Source organism: Pseudoxanthomonas koreensis (genome assembly GCF_010093225.1).
Classification (GTDB): domain Bacteria; phylum Pseudomonadota; class Gammaproteobacteria; order Xanthomonadales; family Xanthomonadaceae; genus Pseudoxanthomonas; species Pseudoxanthomonas koreensis.
On sequence record NZ_PDWM01000051.1, the window covers coordinates 1 to 17719 of the forward strand.

Below are 17719 nucleotides of genomic sequence, written 5' to 3' on the forward strand. Positions count from 1 at the left end.
AACGAGGAGCGACCCAAGAAGGCAATCGGCGGGCTCACCCCGGAAGCCTATGCCAAAACCCTGACCATCTCGGATACCCTAACCGCGGACTCCAAAGCCGACCGCTACTGAAAGCGGGGGGACGTCGCCACCAACGCAGCCAAGTCCGCTGCGCGCTGGGCTTCCACTGCAACCTCGGCAGCCGCTGAAGCTGAGTCCTGCGCCAAGGCAGCCGAACTGCTGGAAGCGACGGCGGAGAGCACTAAGAGAGTAGCGAGCATCTTGGTCATGAGGGCCAACGCTTGAGTTAAGCCGCGTTGCGGAACAACGTCGGCTTGAATGAATGGTTAGGCGGCATCTGCTGAGGAGCCACCGAATAGACGCTCCGCACTCTTGCTACCCATTTCAAGACCTTTCGGCGAAAGCCAGACTGACCTGGACTTGCCTTTCGGATCATCTATCAAGCCTTGCGCATGCAAGCTATCCATTACATCAAAGTCAAAGCCCTTCCACGCTCGTCCGCCATCGAAGCTGAAGGCAGCGAGGAGAGCAAGAACCGTTTCCTCAATACGCGCTTGATCGTAGTCCATGGCTTCAACTCCAAATCGCCAACTTCTAACCTCGTCGCCCAACGCCCGAGATAAGCCGACCCGCGAAGCGGGTTCGGCTTGAATGAGCTGTTAGGCCTACGGGTCACTTCTTTTGCTTCTTGCCGGACTCGGTCGCGTGCTTAGCGAACTGATCAAGCGAAAGGCCATACCAGACCTTCCCGTCGCGAGGCGACCACAAGACACCGCTAGGCTTTACCCGGACATGCCCGACAACCTTGCCGTCGGCGTCAACTATCGTGTGGTCGGCGACTTTGCTCGGGCTGAACGAATTGACGCGCTTAGTGGTCTTCTTTGCCGCAACTGCCTTCTTTGTTGCCATGACTCCCCCCTGCTTGGTTGATTGAGGCCTAACGCCTAAGTTAAGCCGAATTGCGGCGCGTAGCCGGACACATGACAAGGTCTTTCTGCCATGTGGCTGGCGTAGCGATGCAATTTCGGCTTGAACGCATTGTCAGGCGCGCCCGTGCTTGTTGGCCCAGTAGTCATGAACTTTGTTGAACTCGGCTATCCAACAAACCAACGGATCCTTAGTGTTCTTGCCCAGCGATTTGGCCAACTCGAAGAAGCCCGGCCCTGGCTGCATATCGCCGGACTTGTGAACGACAATTGCGGTAAGCATGCCTCGTCCGGCCTTATCTTCTTCACTGCTGATCTCGCCAAGAAGATGAAATAGCCGCGTGTCATGCGGCTCTAGGCTAAGCGCGCTGATCTGGCCGACAAGCTCAGAGTAGGCAATCCTGCCTTTGCGAGTAGCGACATCAACTAGGATGGTCTTCGCTTGCTCCTTCGCGGCATCCCACTGCGCACCTTCAAATCCGTAGCCGTTGAGCATCAGTTCCTCCGTTAGCGCCTAACACCTGAGTTAAGCCGCGCCGCGAAGCGGCGTCGGCTTGAATGAATCGTTAGACCGGACCCGATACATTGGTGCGGTCCCCGGCTGTCGCGGGTGAGGATATGACAAGAAATACCACATCCGCGTCCGAACGGTTGACGAACCTGTGGTGCGTGTTGGGCGGGACGTGGAGGCCCTGTCCGACACCAAATGTGACAGTGTCGTTCTCGAACTCCATGGTCGCAGTGCCGGATAGCACATAGAAGAACTGCCGGGCGCGAGTGTGGAAGTGTGGGGCTTCACCCGCAAGCGGCGGGACCCGCTCCTGGATCACGCTGAGCGTTGGATCTTTGAGGAGGTGCCAGCCGTCGCAGACACCACCCCATGTGTAACGTTCCGAAGAATCCAGGTCAGAGACGCGATGATCCATAGGCCGGTCTAACTACCAGTAGACCCCCAGCGGGGATGTAGCACCGAGTCTGCGATGCCCGTCCAAGCAGCGTCAATCAAATGAGGCAGTGCGGTCAATCGCTTGGCGAGGGCCATGAAGCCATGCAGCGGGCTCTGATCCGGACAACGCGGCGTGCAGGCCCCGATATCTCTTATGGCGGTCGGCAGGCCGTAATAATGGGCACCGCTGGCGCGGGCGTGACTTCGGATCGCAAGGCTTCAGCCGCAGGGCCCCGTACCCGTCCACGCGCCACTGGCCGTCATATCCGCCAGCGATCCACGCTTCCCCCCTCCCTCGATATGCCGGCATCCCCTCGCCATCGGAGCCCTCCATGAACACCCCGGACAACCACCATCGCATCGACTACCTCGAGTTCGCCGTCGCCTCGATCGACACGGCCAAGGCGTTCTACGGGTCGGCCTTCGGCTGGACGTTCCAGGACTACGGGCCGGACTACTGCGAGTTCCGCGACGGCCGCCTGACCGGTGGCTTCTTCCACGGCACGCCGCGGCCGGGCGGTCCGCTGGTGGTGCTGTATTCGCGCGACCTGGCCGCAACCGAGGCGGCGATCGTGCAGGCGGGCGGGCGCATCACCCGTCCGGTGTTCGAGTTCCCGGGCGGGCGCCGCCTGGAGTTCGTCGATCCGGACGGCCATGCGCTGGCGGCGTGGTCGCCGGGCTGAGCGCGGGCCTGCTTCAGAGCTTCTGCCAGCCCGGGCCTTCGCCGCGCCGCCAGTACACGGCCATGGCGCGGCCATACAGGGCGTCGGCTTCGACGAAGCCGAACCAGCGGCCGTCGATGCTGTTGCCGCGGTGGTCGCCGAGCACCAGCACGTGGCCGGGCGGCACGACCACGCCGGGGATGTCGGGGCCGCCGCCGCGGGCCAGGTCCAGCTGCGCCACGCGCGTGCCGAAATCTTCGGATGCACCTTCGGCATCCAGCGCCAGCGGTGCGCCGTTGATCGACAGGCGGCCGTCGCGCAGCACCACCCGGTCTCCGGCCACGGCCACCACGCGCTTGATCAGGAGCACGCCGTCGGCCGGCGAGTTGAACACCGCCACGTCGCCGCGCCGCGGCGTGCCGCGCGGCACCAGCACGTGGCGGGTGAACGGCACGCGCAGGCCGTAGGCGCTCATGTCCACGGCCACGCGGTCGCCGGGCTGCAGCGTCGGCTGCATCGAGCCGCTGGGCACCTGGTAGTGGTTGGCGAACGAGGCGCGCGCGGTGCCAAGCAGGAGCAGCATCGCCAGCAGCGGCAGCGCTTCGCGGCGCAGCCAGGCGATCGCGCTGCGCGGGCGGGGCTGCGGATTGGGCGTATCCATGGGTGCTTCCCGGTTGGCCGATCCATCCACGCTAGCGCCGCGGCGGCCGCCGTTCCATATGACCGATGGCAGGGATCGATGCTCCGCGCGGCCGCGCTCGCGCTATGTTGTGCCGTCCCCGCCCGGTTCCGGATTCCATGCGCAGCCTGCTCGATTTCAGTTCCTGGTCCGGCCTGCTCACCACCCTGCTCGGGCTGGTGGTGGTGTCGCTGGTGGCGGTCGGCATCCGCCTGGTGTTCATGCAGACCATGCAGCGCCGGCGCGAACGCGAGAACCGGCAGATCAACGAGCGGCTGAAGACGCTGATCGCGGCCTACAAGACCCTCGGCGGTTCGTTCACCGGCGACCTCACCGTGGATCCGCTGCACCTGGGCGAGCAGCGCCGCCGTGCGGCGAGCATGCCCGACGCGATCGACCCGGACTCCAGCGCGGCCGAGCGCCGCCGCCGCACCCGCGACGCGGTCGAGGCGGCGCTGTCGGACGTGATCCTGCTCGGCACCGAGGAGCAGGTGCTGATGGCCACCCAGGTCGCCAACGACATGGTCGCCGGGCGCAACGTGGAAACCGCGGCGCTGGTCGCCTCGCTGCGCGATTTCATCCGCCAGGCACTGGACCTGGAGCCGATCCCGGCGGGCCTGGCGATCCCCAATCAGGGGCCGCTGCGGGTGATGGCGGGCGGCGGTAGCGGCAAGCGCGACGGTGACGGTGGCGGCAAGGCCGGCGGTGGCGGTGGCGCAGGCGGCGGGATGGGCGGCGGCATGGCCGCCGGTGCGGGCATGGGTGCGGGCGCCGGCATGGGCCTGGGCCGCGGCACCGACGAGTCGTAGCCGGTTGCGCAGGGCGCTTCCGTGAGCGCGATTGCGCCGCGTTGCAGGCGCTATGGCCGCATGAGCTGGTCGCGGATCAGTTCGTAGGATTCCGGGCTGATCGACATCACGCCGCGGAACGGATGGTCGAGGGCCACGATCACGAACAGCACCATCGCCACGAAGCTGGCCAGGCCACCGGCCAGGATGTACTGGTAGCGCGCATCGCGGATCCGGAAGAAGAACGACAGCGCGACGCAGCCCATCGCCCCTGGCAGCAGCACGAACCACATCACCCCCGGCAACGCGTCGTCGGCTGCGTCCAGGCGCTTGTTCCGGTTGACGACCAGGTTGTTGTAGGCAGCCAGCGCCTCGGCGTGGAGGATGCCCTGTGTGGCAGCGGCCGGCTTGTACGCGTACAGCTGCTCCTGCAACCGGTTGATCAGCACCACGCCCTCGCGCGGCGTCTTCCCTTTCCGGTGCAGGGGCCATGCCACGTCGATCACCTGCACCGTGTAGGCACGCAGCGAGTCCTGCATGGCCTGCCGCTCCGGCTGCGGATAGCTGCCCAGGTCGCGCCACATCCGGGCGATGGCGGTCGCTTCGCCGGATACGACCTCGGCTGCCTCGGAATAGCGATTCCACACGCTCACCGCGGTCAGCGCGGCGACCAGCGCGTAGAGCATCATCGCCGACTGCATCACCGCCGCGCCGTAGAACAGGTCGGCCTCGTCGCCGATGTCCAGGCGCGGCAGCACCCAGCGCCGGAATGTCCAGGCTCCCGCCAGCGCGAAACCCACCAGCCAGGTGTTCAGCACCAGCACCACGGCCCACAGCGGCAGCGAGAAAACAGCCTGGAACATGCGGCGGACTCCTTGGGGCACGCGTGCCCGCCAGCCATGGCGGACACCCGGATCGTGCGGGCGGTCGAAGGCGGACATGTTAGGGACAGCCCGCGCGAAAATCGATGCGGCGGGCGCCCCCCCCCGGCGCGGAAAGCCATCGCCCGGGGTTCGGCCCTACGCCGTGTTGCGGTTCCTGCCCTGCCACGGGCGATACCACTCGCGCACCGCGGCCATGTCCGCGTCCAGGTCGCCGGTGGTGTGGAACAGCGGGCCGATGCCGATGATCCGCTCCGGGTAGTGGAAGTAGGCCATCAGCACCGGCACGCCGGCGCCGTGCGCGATCTTGAGGAAGCCGCTCTTCCACTTCTCCACCGGCTTGCGCGTGCCTTCCGGGGCCAGCGCGAACCACAGCTGCGGCGAGTTGCGGACCAGTTCCACCGCCTGCTCGACCACGCCCTGCGGGCGGCTGCGGTCCAGCGGGATCACGCCCAGCCGGTGCAGCAGCACCGACAGCGGCCACCAGAACAGCGCGTGCTTGCCGAGCACGCGGATGTCCACGCCCAGCGCCAGCTTCGCCGCCATGCCCCAGATGCCGTCCCAGTTGGACGAGTGCGGGGCGGCGATCAGCACCACCTTGGGCAGGTCCGGCAGGGTGCCGGTCACCCGCCAGCCGCCCAGGCGCAGCACGCTGCGGCCGAGCCAGCGCGAGAAGCGGTTGCGGGCCGGCACCTGCGGCATGCGCGGCGGGGTCGGCGGCAGCAACGGCGCGTCGCCGGCCATCAGTCCCAGCTCCGAGTGGTGCGCCCGCGCTTGACCTCGCTGCGCTCGCGCTTGCCCTGCAGGCGGCGCTGCTTGGCGGCGTAGGTCGGCTTGGTGTCGATCCGGCGCTTGGGCACCGCCAGGCCGGCGGCGATGAACGCAGCCAGGCGTTCGCGCGCGTCCTGGCGATTGCGGTCCTGGGTGCGGAAGCGTTGCGCTTCGATCACCAGCACGCCGGCGTCGGTGAGGCGGCGGTCGCGGCGGGAAAGCAGGCGTGCGCGCAGCGGTTCGGGCAGCGAGGGCGAACCGGCGATGTCGAAGCGCAGTTCGACCGCGGTGGCGACCTTGTTGACGTTCTGCCCGCCAGCGCCGCTGGCGCGCACGAAGCGTTCGACGATCTCCGCTTCGGGGATCGCCAGTCCGGGGCTGATGTCGATGGTGTCGGCGGGCATGCGCGGATTGTACGGAGGCGCCGGTCAAATGCGCGCTTCGGGCGCCGCTGCGTTGCGCGGCGCGGACACGGGCAGCGGCCAGCCGAACAGTGCCATCGCCCTGGCGAACTCGCCTTCCGGGGGGGCTTCGGCCTGCAGGCGCGTGCCCAGGTGCGGGTGCGGGAAGCCCAGGCGCCAGGCGTGCAGCAGCATGCGGTGCACGCCGCGCATGCGGAACTCGCGGTTGTGGCGGCCGTCGCCGTGGCTGGTGTCGCCGATCATGTGGTGCGAGGCGTGCTTGAGGTGGCGGCGGATCTGGCGGAAGCGCCCGGTCAGCGGCTCGCATTCCAGCAGTGCATAGCGCGAGGTCGGGAAACCGCCCGATGGCACCGGCAATTCACCGGTGGCCAGGCGGCGGAAACGCGTCACCGCCGGCTTCTTCTGCGGCTTGCCCGGGCCGCCGTCGAGCGCGTGGTCGATGGTGAACTCTTCCTCCGGCCAGCCGCGGCAGATCGCCAGGTAGCGCTTGTCCAGCTGCTGCGCCATCACCGCCTTGCCCAGCGCCGAGGCGGTCTCGCGGTCGAACGCCAGCAGCAGGCAACCGCTGGTGGCACGGTCCAGCCGGTGCACCAGGTGGATCGGGCGCCCGAACTGCGCGCGCAGACGGTCGGCGGCGAAATCGGTCTCGTCGGCGGCCAGCACGCTGTCGTGCACCATCAGCCCTGCGGGCTTGTCGACCACCGCCAGCCATTCGTCCGCAAGCAATACTGGCAGTTCCATCCCGCCCCCCACGCGACCGCATCTGCGACACTCGCCGTACCGGCCTTGCGGCCGGCCCGACACTTCTGGAGACCACGGATGATCCCCGCAAGACCCATTCTCGCATTCGCCCTGGCCCTGGCCCTGGCATTGCCGCTCGCCAGCCTGCCCGCCGCCGCCGAGGCGCCCGCCCTGCCCAAGGGCGTGGTCGCCGGCCCGAGCATGGAGGGCATCAGCGAGTACACATTGGCCAACGGCCTGCGCGTGCTGCTGTTCCCCGACCCGACCAAGCCCACCGTCACCGTCAACCTCACCTACGGCGTGGGCTCGGTGCACGAGAACTACGGCCAGACCGGCATGGCGCACCTGCTCGAGCACCTGCTGTTCAAGGGCACGCCGACCCACGACGACATCAGCGGCGAGATGAAGAAGCGCGGCATCAGCTTCAACGCCACCACTTCGCTGGACCGCACCAATTACTTCGCCTCGTTCCCGGCCAACGACGACACCCTGGCCTGGGTACTGGGGATGGAAGCGGACCGCATGGTCAACTCGCGCGTGGCCAGGACCGACCTGGACAGCGAGATGACCGTGGTCCGCAACGAACTGGAGGCCGGCGAGAACAACCCGGTCGGCGTGCTGATGCAGCGCCTGCGCTCCACCGCCTTCCTCTGGCACAACTACGGCCACTCCACCATCGGCGCGCGCTCGGACGTGGAAGGGCTGCGCATCGAGCAGCTGCAGGCCTTCTACCGCGAGTGGTACCGGCCGGACAACGCGACCCTGGTCATCGCCGGGCGGATCGATCCGGCGCAGGCGCTGGCCAAGGCGCAGGCCGCGTTCGGGCGCGTGCCGAAGCCGAAGACGCCGCTGCCGACCTTCGCCACCATCGAGCCTGCCCAGGACGGCGAGCGCGAAGTCACCGTGCGCCGCGCCGGCGACCTCAACCTGGTCGGCGCCGCCTACCACGTGCCGGCGCGCACCCATGCCGACAACGCCGCGCTGGCGGTGCTGGCCAACGTGCTCGGCTACACCCCGGGCGGGCGGCTGCACCGCGCCCTGGTCGAAACGCGCATCGCCGCCGCCAGCGGCGCCAGCGCCGAGGGCCTGGCCAACGCCGGCCTGTTCACCGCGCTGGCGCTGCAGCCGCGCAACGGCGATGCGGCGAAGATGGAGCAGGTGCTGCTGCAGCAGGTCGAGCAGCTGGCGAAGGAGCCGGTGACCGCCGAGGAGGTGGCGCAGGCGCAGCAGCGCATCGCCAATGCCTACGACCTGTACTTCACCGACGTCAACGCGGTGGGCATGGGCCTGACCGAGTACGTGGCCGCCGGCGACTGGCGCCTGCTGCTCACCTCGCGCGATGCGGTCGCCAAGGTCACCGCCGACGACGTCAACCGCGTCGCCGCGCAGTACCTGCGCTCGAGCAACCGCACCCTGGCCCGCTTCGTGCCCACCGATGCGCCGGACCGGGTGGAAGTGCCGGCGGCGCCGGCTGCGGCCAGCGTGGTCGCCGGCTACACCGGCCGTGCGGCGGTGGATGCGGGCGAGCACTTCGAGCCGACCCCGGCCAACATCGAGGCGCGCACCGAGCGCTTCACCCTCGGCGAGGGGCTGAAGGTGGCGCTGCTGCCCAAGCGCACGCGCGGCGGCACGGTGGTGGTCGATGCCGGCTTCCGCTTCGGCGACGTGGCCTCGCTCACCGGCCGCGACGATGCCGCCGGCCTGGCCGGGGCGATGCTGATGCGCGGCTCGCGCGAACTGACCCGCGTGCAGATCGACCAGAAGATGGAAGCGCTGCAGGCCCAGGGCGGCGTCAGCGGCGGCCTGCAGGGTGCCAACCTGTCCGTGCTCACCCGACGCGACAAACTGCCCGAGGCGCTGTCGCTGCTGGCCGGCCTGCTGCGCGGCCCGGTGTTCCCGGACGACGAGTTCGAGCAGCTGCGGCTGCAGGCGATCACCGGGCTGGAGGCGTCGCGCAAGGAACCGGGCGCGATCGCCGGGCAGGCGATGTCCCTGCACTTCGATCCGTGGCCGGCCGGGCATCCGCTGCACGTGGAGACCCTAGACGAATCGCTGGCGGCGGTGCGCGCGCTCAAGCGCGACGAGCTGGTCGCGTTCCACCGCGACTTCTACGGCACCGCGCAGGGCGAGATCGCGATCGTCGGCGACTTCGACGCCGCGGCGGTGCGTACCCAGCTGGAAAGCCTGTTCGCCGGCTGGAAGAGCCCGCATGCATACGCACCCATCGCCACCCGCTACACCGACGTGGCCCCGATCCACGAACGTCTGCCGGCGCCGGACAAGCCCAACGCGGTGTTCATGGCCCGGCACAACGTCGCCCTGCGCGTCACCGACGCCGATTACCCGGCGCTGGTGGTGGCCAACCGCGTGTTCGGCGGCGGCGCGCTGAAGTCGCGCCTGGGCGACCGCATCCGGCAGAAGGAAGGGCTCAGCTACGGCGTGGCCAGCGCGATCAATGCCGACGACAGCCTGGAAGGCAAGGACGACGCCGGCAGCTTCTCGATCCAGGCCATCGCCGCGCCGCAGAACATCGACAAGGTCGAGGCCGCGGTGCGCGAGGAACTGGCGAAGCTGGTGGCCGACGGCATCACCGCCGACGAGCTGCGCGACGCGGTCTCCGGCCTGCTGACCGAACGCGAGCAGGCCCGCGCCGACGACGGCTCGGTGGCCGGCATGCTGCAGGACCAGCTGTTCTTCGGCCGCACCATGCAGTTCACCGCCGACCTGGACGCGAAGTACAAGGCGCTGACCCTGGACCAGGTGAACGCGGCGATCCGCCGCAACCTGGATCCGGCGAAGCTGAGCGTGGTCGCCGCGGGTGATTTCGCCGCGGCGGCGAAGGCGGCGCCGGCACCGGCACCGGCGCAATAAGCGCATCTGCCATTCGGCGAACTCGACGGGCGGCCCACGGGTCGCCCGTTTCTTTTCCGGTCAGCGCTGCGCGCGACAGCGCGTCGCGATGTTCGCCGCTCAGTGCAGGCGCAGGTCGGCCACTACCGGGAAGTGGTCGGAGGGATAGCGGCCGTCCCAGCGTGTGGTCACCGCCTGTACCGATTCGACGGTCATCCCGCGGGTGAATATCCAGTCGATGCGCCGCTGCGCCTGGCCGGTGAAGGCATGGAACGTGTCCGCCGGTCCCTCCAGGCGCGGCGCCGCCTCCCAGGCGTCCGCCAGCGCGGCCGACAGCGCCGCGTGCACCGCGCTGTCCGGCCCGGTGTTGAAGTCGCCGGTCAGCACCACCGGAACATCGGCCGGCAGGCTGGCCAATCGTTCGACGATGGCCTGCGCGCCCTTTACGCGTGCCGCCTCGTCCTGTTCGCGATACGGCAGGTGCGTATTGAACAGATGGAACCGTCGGCCGTCGGCGACACGCTCGAACAAGGCCCAGGTCACCATGCGCGGATGCGGATGACCCCAGCTGATGCTGCCTGGTCGATCAGGTGTATCGGAGAGCCAGAAGTCGCCGGACTCGACCACGCGCAACCGGTCCGTGCGGTAGAACACGCCCATCTGCTCGCCGCTGCCGTCGGCCTCGCGTCCCCGGCCCAGGCGGCCGTAGCCCGGCAGATGCGCGGCCAGGTACTGCGCCTGCGCCGGCGTCAGCTCCTGCAGGCCGACCACGTCGGGCGCCTGCTCGCGCAGCGTCCGCACCGCCAGAGGCTTGCGCACGTCCCAACGGTCGACGCCGTCGGCCTCCACCGGCAGGCGGATGTTGAAGCTCATCACGCGCAGGGAGTCGTCCGGCGAATCGTCCGACGCCAAAGCGCTCGGCGCTGGCCAGAACACGGCTACGCATAGCCAAAGCACGCACCACAGACCCGTCGCCTTCATCGTGACTCCTTGCGCGACACAGCCCACGATGCCCGGGCTGAGCCGCACCCGTGCGCTAACGCCGCGGCAATGCCGCCAGGATCGCCCACAGGCCGCCCAGGCCGGCGATCCACGCCGACAGCGGCACGCCCAGCAGGCGCGGCCCGCCGGCTTCCAGCGCGTACAGCACCGCGGCCACCACCAGCAGACCGCTGCCCAGGATCGCAGCCACCGAACGGCGCTGCATCGTCTGCAGGGTGCGTGCGATCTCGGTCAGCTCCTGCGAGCGGATCTCCATCTCGTGGCGGCCCTCGACCTGCTGTTCCAGCCAGGCGTGCAGCAGCCGCGGCATCTCCGGCGCGCGGGTGATCAGCTCCGGCGCGCGCTTGCCGAACTCGCGCAGCAGCCGGCGCGGGCTGTAGCGCTCGCGCAGGATCTTTGCCAGCACCGGCTGCGCCACCGCCCAGATGTCCAGCCGCGGGTCGAGCAGGCGGCCGACGCCCTCGATGTTGAGCAGGGTCTTCTGCAGCAGGATCAGTTGCGGCTGCAGGGTCAGCTCGTAGCGCTGCGCGGTGCGGAACAGCTTGCCCAGCACTTCGCCCAGCGGCACCTCGCTCAGCGGGCGGGTGAAGTACGGCTCGCACACCGCGCGCGTGGCTGCCTCCAGCTCGTCGATTCGCGCGGTCGCCGGCATCCAGCCCGCCTCCACGTGCAGCTCGGCGATGCGGCGGTAGTCCTTGTTGAAGATGGCCATGAAGTTCTCGGCCAGGTAGTACTGGTCCTGCGCCGAGAGCTGGCCGACGATGCCGAAGTCGAGCACCACGAAGCGCGGGTCGTGCCGCCGCGCCGGGTCGTCGTCGACCCAGATGTTGCCGGCGTGCGCGTCCGCGTGGAAGAAGTTGTCGCGGAACACCTGGGTGTAGAACACGCGCACACCCTTGGCAGCCAGCACCCTGCGATCGATCCCGGCCGCGTCCAGCGCGGCGACGTCGTCGGAAGGGATGCCACTGACCCGCTCCATGGTCAGCGCGTCCTGCGCGCTGTGGCTCCAGATCACCTCCGGCACGTACAGGTCCGGCGAATCCTTCCACAAGCGGCGCATCACGCTGGCATTGGCGCCCTCGCGCTGCAGGTCCAGCTCGGCCGCCAGGGTGGTCTCGATCTCGTCGACCACCAGCTGCGGGCGGATCTTGTCGGCGTTGGGATGGGCGCGGTCGACCAGCGCGGCAAGCGAGCGCAGCAAGGCGATGTCCGAGGCGATCTGGCGGCCGACGCCCGGGCGCAGCACCTTGACCACCACCTCGCGCCCCTCGTGCAGGCGCGCGGCGTGCACCTGCGCGACCGAGGCCGAGGCCAGCGGCGCAGTGTCGAAGCGGGCGAACGCTTCGGCCACCGGCCGGCCCAGCGCCTGCTCGACGATCGCGCGCGCGGCGTCACCGTCGAACGGCGCGACCTGGTCCTGCAGCAGTGAAAGCTCCAGCGCAATGTCCGGCGGCACCAGGTCGCGGCGGGTGGAGAGGATCTGCCCGAACTTGACGAAGATCGGCCCCAGTTCCTGCAGCGCCAGGCGCAGGCGCGCGCCGCGCGGCAACTGCGCCACGTGCGCCGGTGCGCGCGGCACGAACGGCTTGCCCAGGCGCAGCCAGCGCTCGGCCGGAGTGTCGTCGAGCAGTTCGTCCAGGCGGTAGCGCAGGACGACGCGGCCGATCCGCCACGCACGCAGCGCAGCCTTCATGGCGCGGCCTCCGGCACGGCCAGTCGTGCCACGCGCGCGGCGAGGCGCTCGACATCGTCGCGCAGCGCATCGACGTCGTCGTTGAACGCGGCCAGCTCGGCGCGCGCGACCACGTCGCGGGATTCCTCGGTGAGGTATTCGGCGCCCGAACGCGCCAGGCCAGTGGCGGCCCCGCGCGCATCGCGCAAGGCCGCGGCGGCCGCATTGGCCAGCTGCACGCCGACCACCTCGCCGAAGGCGGCGACGAAGGGCTGCTGCCAGTCCGGATCGAAGCCGCCGGCCAACTGCTGCAGGCGCCGCGCCAGGTCGGCGTCGCCGGACACGTGCAGCTTGCCCGGAGGACGGGCGCCGCTGCCGCGGGCGAAGAACGGCAGCTGGCCGAGCAGGCCGCCGACCGTGCCGCGCACGGCCAGGTCGGCCTCGCGCACCGGCGGGCCCACCTGCAGGTAGCCGCGATGCACGCCGATCTCCAGCGCCAGCGGCGGTGCGTCCAGCGCCAGCGAGATGCGGCGTCCGTCGAGGGCGGCCAGGGCCGCCTGCGTGTCGGGATCCAGCGCCACCGCACGGTTCAACGCCGCTTCCAGGGCGCGTCCGGCCAGCGGCTTGAGGGCATCGAAGGGCGTGGGCATGCGCGGCATTCTACCGGCCGCCACGCCGGCACGGGCGTGCGGCCCAGTGGAGCCGGAACACCAGGTACAGCGGGGCAAGCCGCGCTCCACGCATCGTCGAGCCGGGCTTGCCCGGCTGCGCACTCCCGGCGCTGGTGGTGATCAGGCAACCACCGGCGCGGCCTGCCACGCAGCCTTCAGCCTTGTGATCCCCTCGTCAAAGGACACCTGCGGCACGTAGCCGAAATCGCGCCGCGCCGGCTCCATGCTGTACCAGTGGGTGGTGCTGAGCTGCTCGGCGAGGAAACGCGTCATCGGCGGCTCGCCACGCAGGCGCAGCAGCGGCCACAGCCGCTCGCACACCGCGCCGATCCGGTAGGCGGCCTTGAAGGAAAGATGCCTGTCCACCGGCGGCGCACCGGCGGCGGCCAGCAGCGCGTTGAGCACCTCGCGCATCGGCTTCGGCTCGCCGTTGGAAATGAAGTAGGCCTTGCCCGCGCACGCCGCGCCCGGCCGCAAGTGTTCGAACGCATCGAAGTGCGCCTGCGCGGCATTGTCGATGTAGGTGGTGTCGACCCGGTTGTCGCCGCTGCCGACGATGCGCAGCCGCCCGGCGCGCGAACGCTCGACCAGGCGCGGCAGGATCTGCGCGTCGCCCGGGCCCCAGATCAGGCGCGGGCGCAGCGCCACCACCGCCAGCGAGGCGTCGCTGGCTGCGAGCGCTTCCTGTTCGGCGATCGCCTTGGTCGCCGCGTAGGGTGCCTGGAAGTCCTCGCCGTAAGGCACCTCGTCAGCGCCCAGCCCTTCGACCGGATGGGTGGCGCGGTGGGTGACGCTGGGCGTGGAGGTGTAGACCAGCCGCTCGATGCCATGCGCGCGGCACGCCGCCAGCACGTTGCGGGTGCCGACCACGTTGGCCTGGAAATAGCTGTCGTAGCTGCCCCAGGCACCGGCCTTGGCCGCGTTGTGGAACACCGCCTCGACGCCAGCGGCCGCGTGCATCACCGCATGGGCATCGGCCAGATCGCCGCGCACCTGGCCCACGCCCAGCGCGGCCAGCTCCGGCGAATGCCGTCGCTGGAAACTCACCACCTCGTGTCCGCGCGCGCGCAGCCCTCGGCACAGCGCCTGGCCGAGGAAACCGCCGCCGCCGGTGACCAGGATCTTCATGCATTCGCTCCGATGCGGGTGGCGGCCCAGGCGGCCAGTTTCTCGCGGCCGATCTTGGCGTTGTGGCGGATGTCCACGGGGAAGCCCGGGTGCTGCAGGAAGGCATCGATGCGCTCGGCGTGAGGGTGTCGCGCACCGAGTTCGCGCAGTTCCGCTTCGATCCGCGCGAACTCGCCCGCATGCACGCCGGCAGCCAGCTCCACGCACAGCACCGCACGCTGCGCACCCGGCGCGCCGACGCCCACCAGCGCGGTACGGCGCACCTGCGGATGCACGTTGAACACCGGCTCGACCTGCTCGGTGTGCAGCGCGCCAGCGGCCGTTTCCACCCGCTGGGTCTTGCGCCCGCAGAACCACAGCCGGCCTTCGCCGTCGAAGTAGCCGATGTCGCCCATGCGATGGACGATGCGTTCGCCGCCACCGGGCAGCGCCTCGCGGATCTTCGCCGCGCGCGTGGCCGCCTCGCGGTTGAAGTAGGCGTCGGTGGCGGTCGGGCCGGCGACAGTGATCTCGCCCGCCTCGCCCTGCGCCAGTTCGCGCACGCCGCTCCAGTCGGCGATCGGCGCATCGTCGATCGCGATGATCCGCACCTGGTTCGGCGGCACCGGCCGGCCGACGCAGGTGCCGGCGCCGGCCTCGGTGGCCGCGCGCGTGCGCTGCAGTTCGCGGCCTTCGATCACCGCCACCGGCAGGCACTCGGTGGCGCCGTAGGGCGTCCAGAACTGGGCGTCGTCGTCGAGCAGGGTGCGGATCTTCTCGACCACTTCCGGCGGCACCGGCGCGCCGGCCGAGGTCACCCGGCGCAGGGTCGGCAACGGCCGGCCGTCATCGGCCAGCACCCGCATCAGTGCCGGCGAACCGAACAGCTGGGTCGCGCCGAAGCGGCGGATCGCATCGTGCAGGCGCCCGGGGTCGGCCTGCGCCGGGCGGGTGGGATCCATGTCCGGGATCACCGAGGTCAGGCCCAGCGCCGGGTCGAACAGCGCGAACGGCGGGAAGGTCGGCAGGTCCACCCCGCCCGGTTCGATGCCGAAGGCCTCGCGCATCATGTCGATCTGGGCGACGAAATGACGGTGGCGGTAGACCACGCCCTTGGGCACCCCGGTCGATCCGCTGGTGAACAGGATCGCGGCGGCTTCGTCCGGCGCGGTGTCGGCCAGCTGCGGGCCGCTGCCGGCGCCATCGCGTTCGACCCGCGCCAGCGTGGTGCCGCCCCAGCCCCAGCGCGTGCCGACGGTGACCAGGCTCTTCGCCGACTTCGCCCAGCCCAGCAGCAGCCGCGCCAGGTGCGCCAGCGGGATGCCGATGAAGGCCTGCGCCTGCGCTTCGTCCAGGCATTGCTTCAGCGCGCGCCGGTCGATGCCCGGGTCGACCAGCACCGGCACCGCGCCGGCCTTGAACAGCGCGAACATCAGCAGGAAGAACTCCGGCGAGGGCCGCACCATCACCACGGTGCGCACCCCGCGGCCGATGCCGTACCGGGCCAGGCCAGCGGCGATCGCATCGCTGCGCGCGTCCAGCGTGCGGTAGTCCAGGACCACGTCGTAGGCGGCCGGGCCGTTGCCGGCGGCGCGCCGGCCGGGGCAGCGGATCGCCGGCTGGCCGGGGCGTTCGGCGGCCAGCCGCGGCAGCGCGGCGGCGATGTTGCAGGGCGTGGAGGTCATCGGCCGATTATCGCCGATGGCCGCGGCGCGCCGGCCGGCCGCTTGCGGGTCGTGCCGACCGATGGCCGCGATCCATCAGCGGCCGCTCCTGAACGAACGGCAGCATGGCCCCGCCGGACGGCATTCCGTGGCCCCACCCGCTTGCGGGAAAATCCCGCACCCCGTCCCGACCTGTCACGCCCGACCCGTCTTTCCCATGCATCCCTGTTTGACCTGCGGCGCCTGCTGCACCCAGTACCGCGTCGCCTTCCACTGGATGGAATCGGATGCATCGACACCAGGCGGTGTCCCGGCCGCATTGACCGAGCCGCTGGATCGGCACCGCCTGTGCATGCGCGGCACCCGCGACCTGCCGGTGCAGTGCGTGGCCCTGGACGCGGAAATCGGCGTGCGTTCGCGCTGCAGCATCCACCCGCAGCGGCCCAGCGTGTGCCGCGAAGTCGATGCCTCGTGGGAGAACGGCGTGGCCAGCCGGCAATGCGAACAGGCCCGCCTCGCCCACGGCCTGCCCGCGCTCACGCTGGCCGACTGGCGCTGGCGCGACCCGGCCGACAACGACGACGGCTGCCCGGACGACAACGGCAACGACAACAGCCCTTCGTCGCCGCCGACACCCACGCCGATCGCCGCGTAGCCGGTTCCTGGCGCCACCCGGGATGCGCCGCGTTGAGCGCCAGCTCCGGACACGCCCCGGGTCGCCCTCATGCGGGCTCCTACAAAAGCGGCGCGGTGCTGTTGTAGGAGCCCACTTCAGGGGGCGACCCGATGACGCATGGGTATACGACGTTCAACGTGGCCCCTGGGACGCGCCGCGTTGAACGCCGGCTGCGGGCACGCCCGGCGGTCGCCCCCTGAAGTGGGCTCCTACAGGAGCGGGTTGGCGTCTAGAAAGCGGCGGATGGCGGGGACCAGGACTTCGTGCCGGTCTTCGAGCACGTAGTGGCCGGCGTCGTCGAAGGCGTGCACTTCGGCCTGCGGCAGGTCGGCGCGGAAGCGCGCCAGGAAATGGTGGTCGAACACGAAATCCTTCAACCCCCAGCCGATGAACGCCGGGCGGTCGGCGAACGACGGCAGCGCCCTGCCCGCCGCATCCAGCAGCGGCCACGCCTTGTCCTTCGGCGAGAGCGGGATGTCCTGCATGAAGCGGATGGTGGAGATCCGGTTCTTCCACGAGTCGTATGGCGACACGTAGGCGCGGCGCACGTCGGCCGGCATCTTCCGCTCCACGCCCAGCCAGGACGCCCCGGCGGAAAAGGCGTTGAACGCGCGGATCACCACCTCGCCGATGAAGTAGTCGCGGCCCAGCGCGATCTGCCACGGCATCTGCTTGTCGGCCGGCATCGGGAACGCGGCGGTGTTGAGGATCACCAGCCGCTTCACCTGCGCGGCGTGCTTCAAGGCCCAGCCGAAGCCGATCATCCCGCCCCAGTCGTGCACCGCCAACGTCACCGGCGTGGTGTCGTCGATCCCGGCATGGCGCAGCAGCGCCTCCAGGTCGTCCACCCGCGACTGCAGGGTGTAGTCGTAGCGCGGCGAGGAGGCCAGGTAATCGTCCGGCTTGTCCGACAGGCCCATGCCGACGTGGTCCGGCACGATGCAGCGGTATTGCTTTCCGGAAGCCGGGTCGGACAGTCCCGCCACCAGCGTGCGCCAGTAATAGCTCCACGACGGATTGCCGTGCAGCATGACCACGACCTCGCCGTCGCGCGGGCCCTCGTCCAGGTAGGACATCGAAATGCCGGGGCGCACTTCGAAGCGGCGCGGGTGGGCGGGGTAGCCGGGGAGGTTCATGGGGGTTGGTGTCATTCCAGCAGCGGCAACCGGCCGATTCGCGAATTATTCCATGCCGATTCCGGAATTATCCGTGGGAGATGGCGGCCAGGTCGGCGCGTTCCCGCCCGCGCGGACTATGATGC

19 protein-coding genes are annotated in these 17719 nt (G+C 69.9%); 4 read left to right on the top strand and 15 right to left on the bottom strand.

The genetic code is table 11. The features are described 5' to 3' along the window. Positions 1-326 precede the first annotated feature (326 nt). The 4 genes from CSC64_RS12625 to CSC64_RS12640 all read right to left on the bottom strand — a co-directional run bounded on the left by CSC64_RS12625 (position 327) and on the right by CSC64_RS12640 (position 1852). Positions 327-569, bottom strand: coding sequence for a DUF6429 family protein (locus tag CSC64_RS12625; RefSeq protein ID WP_162435689.1), 243 nt, complete (start codon positions 567-569; stop codon positions 327-329). 103 nt (positions 570-672) lie between these two features. Further along, complete coding sequence (locus CSC64_RS12630) at positions 673-909, bottom strand: hypothetical protein (protein WP_162435690.1); 237 nt, start codon at positions 907-909, stop codon at positions 673-675. 132 nt (positions 910-1041) lie between these two features. Continuing rightward, on the bottom strand, positions 1042-1422 hold the full coding sequence (locus CSC64_RS12635; RefSeq protein ID WP_162435691.1) for a hypothetical protein: 381 nt from the start codon (positions 1420-1422) through the stop codon (positions 1042-1044). 70 nt (positions 1423-1492) lie between these two features. Then, positions 1493-1852: a cupin domain-containing protein gene (locus CSC64_RS12640; protein ID WP_162435692.1), complete on the bottom strand. Its 360-nt coding sequence runs from the start codon at positions 1850-1852 to the stop codon at positions 1493-1495. Between the two features lie 352 nt (positions 1853-2204). On the opposite strand from CSC64_RS12640, the gene CSC64_RS12645 reads away from it, so the two are divergent. Next, positions 2205-2555 carry a VOC family protein gene (locus CSC64_RS12645; protein WP_162435693.1) on the top strand — a complete coding sequence of 117 codons (351 nt, stop codon included), beginning with the start codon at positions 2205-2207 and terminating at the stop codon, positions 2553-2555. Positions 2556-2568: 13 nt separating this feature from the next. On the opposite strand, the gene lepB is transcribed toward CSC64_RS12645, so the two are convergent. Next, the gene (gene lepB, locus CSC64_RS12650) at positions 2569-3195 is read right to left on the bottom strand and encodes a signal peptidase I (protein WP_162435694.1); all 627 of its coding nucleotides are present in this window, start codon (positions 3193-3195) and stop codon (positions 2569-2571) included. Positions 3196-3332: 137 nt separating this feature from the next. Here lepB and CSC64_RS12655 point away from each other — a divergent pair, with 137 nt between their 5' ends. After that, complete coding sequence (locus CSC64_RS12655) at positions 3333-4022, top strand: hypothetical protein (RefSeq protein WP_162435695.1); 690 nt, start codon at positions 3333-3335, stop codon at positions 4020-4022. 50 nt (positions 4023-4072) lie between these two features. Here the strand turns inward: CSC64_RS12655 and CSC64_RS12660 are convergent, their stop codons facing one another. From CSC64_RS12660 to CSC64_RS12675, 4 genes are all read right to left on the bottom strand, one after another. After that, positions 4073-4864 (bottom strand): bestrophin-like domain, encoded by a 792-nt coding sequence (locus tag CSC64_RS12660; protein ID WP_162435696.1) that lies wholly within the window; start codon positions 4862-4864, stop codon positions 4073-4075. A 156-nt stretch (positions 4865-5020) separates the two neighbouring features. Then, positions 5021-5626, bottom strand: coding sequence for a lysophospholipid acyltransferase family protein (locus tag CSC64_RS12665; RefSeq protein ID WP_162435697.1), 606 nt, complete (start codon positions 5624-5626; stop codon positions 5021-5023). Continuing rightward, positions 5626-6057: an alternative ribosome rescue aminoacyl-tRNA hydrolase ArfB gene (arfB, locus tag CSC64_RS12670; RefSeq protein WP_162435698.1), complete on the bottom strand. Its 432-nt coding sequence runs from the start codon at positions 6055-6057 to the stop codon at positions 5626-5628. The genes CSC64_RS12665 and arfB overlap by 1 nt, the downstream gene beginning before the upstream one ends. A gap of 24 nt (positions 6058-6081) precedes the next feature. Then, on the bottom strand, positions 6082-6816 hold the full coding sequence (locus CSC64_RS12675; protein WP_162435699.1) for a pseudouridine synthase: 735 nt from the start codon (positions 6814-6816) through the stop codon (positions 6082-6084). Positions 6817-6894: 78 nt separating this feature from the next. Here CSC64_RS12675 and CSC64_RS12680 point away from each other — a divergent pair, with 78 nt between their 5' ends. Further along, positions 6895-9687 (top strand): M16 family metallopeptidase, encoded by a 2793-nt coding sequence (locus CSC64_RS12680; protein ID WP_162435700.1) that lies wholly within the window; start codon positions 6895-6897, stop codon positions 9685-9687. A gap of 99 nt (positions 9688-9786) precedes the next feature. Here CSC64_RS12680 and CSC64_RS12685 read toward each other — a convergent pair whose 3' ends face one another. From CSC64_RS12685 to oleC, 5 genes are all read right to left on the bottom strand, one after another. Continuing rightward, on the bottom strand, positions 9787-10647 hold the full coding sequence (locus CSC64_RS12685) for an endonuclease/exonuclease/phosphatase family protein (protein WP_162435701.1): 861 nt from the start codon (positions 10645-10647) through the stop codon (positions 9787-9789). 55 nt (positions 10648-10702) lie between these two features. After that, positions 10703-12361 (bottom strand): ubiquinone biosynthesis regulatory protein kinase UbiB, encoded by a 1659-nt coding sequence (gene ubiB, locus CSC64_RS12690; RefSeq protein WP_162435702.1) that lies wholly within the window; start codon positions 12359-12361, stop codon positions 10703-10705. Beyond that, positions 12358-12990: a ubiquinone biosynthesis accessory factor UbiJ gene (locus CSC64_RS12695; RefSeq protein WP_162435703.1), complete on the bottom strand. Its 633-nt coding sequence runs from the start codon at positions 12988-12990 to the stop codon at positions 12358-12360. Before CSC64_RS12695 ends, ubiB begins: the two co-directional genes overlap by 4 nt. A 141-nt stretch (positions 12991-13131) precedes the next feature. After that, positions 13132-14139: a 2-alkyl-3-oxoalkanoate reductase gene (oleD, locus tag CSC64_RS12700; protein ID WP_162435704.1), complete on the bottom strand. Its 1008-nt coding sequence runs from the start codon at positions 14137-14139 to the stop codon at positions 13132-13134. After that, complete coding sequence (oleC, locus tag CSC64_RS12705) at positions 14136-15803, bottom strand: olefin beta-lactone synthetase (RefSeq protein ID WP_162435705.1); 1668 nt, start codon at positions 15801-15803, stop codon at positions 14136-14138. Before oleC ends, oleD begins: the two co-directional genes overlap by 4 nt. A 196-nt stretch (positions 15804-15999) precedes the next feature. Here oleC and CSC64_RS12710 point away from each other — a divergent pair, with 196 nt between their 5' ends. Then, positions 16000-16437: a YkgJ family cysteine cluster protein gene (locus CSC64_RS12710; protein ID WP_162435706.1), complete on the top strand. Its 438-nt coding sequence runs from the start codon at positions 16000-16002 to the stop codon at positions 16435-16437. Positions 16438-16667: 230 nt separating this feature from the next. Here the strand turns inward: CSC64_RS12710 and CSC64_RS12715 are convergent, their stop codons facing one another. Continuing rightward, a complete protein-coding gene (locus tag CSC64_RS12715; protein WP_162435707.1) occupies positions 16668-17594 on the bottom strand; it encodes an alpha/beta fold hydrolase in 927 nt (308 codons plus the stop codon). Positions 17595-17719: the final 125 nt, after the last annotated feature.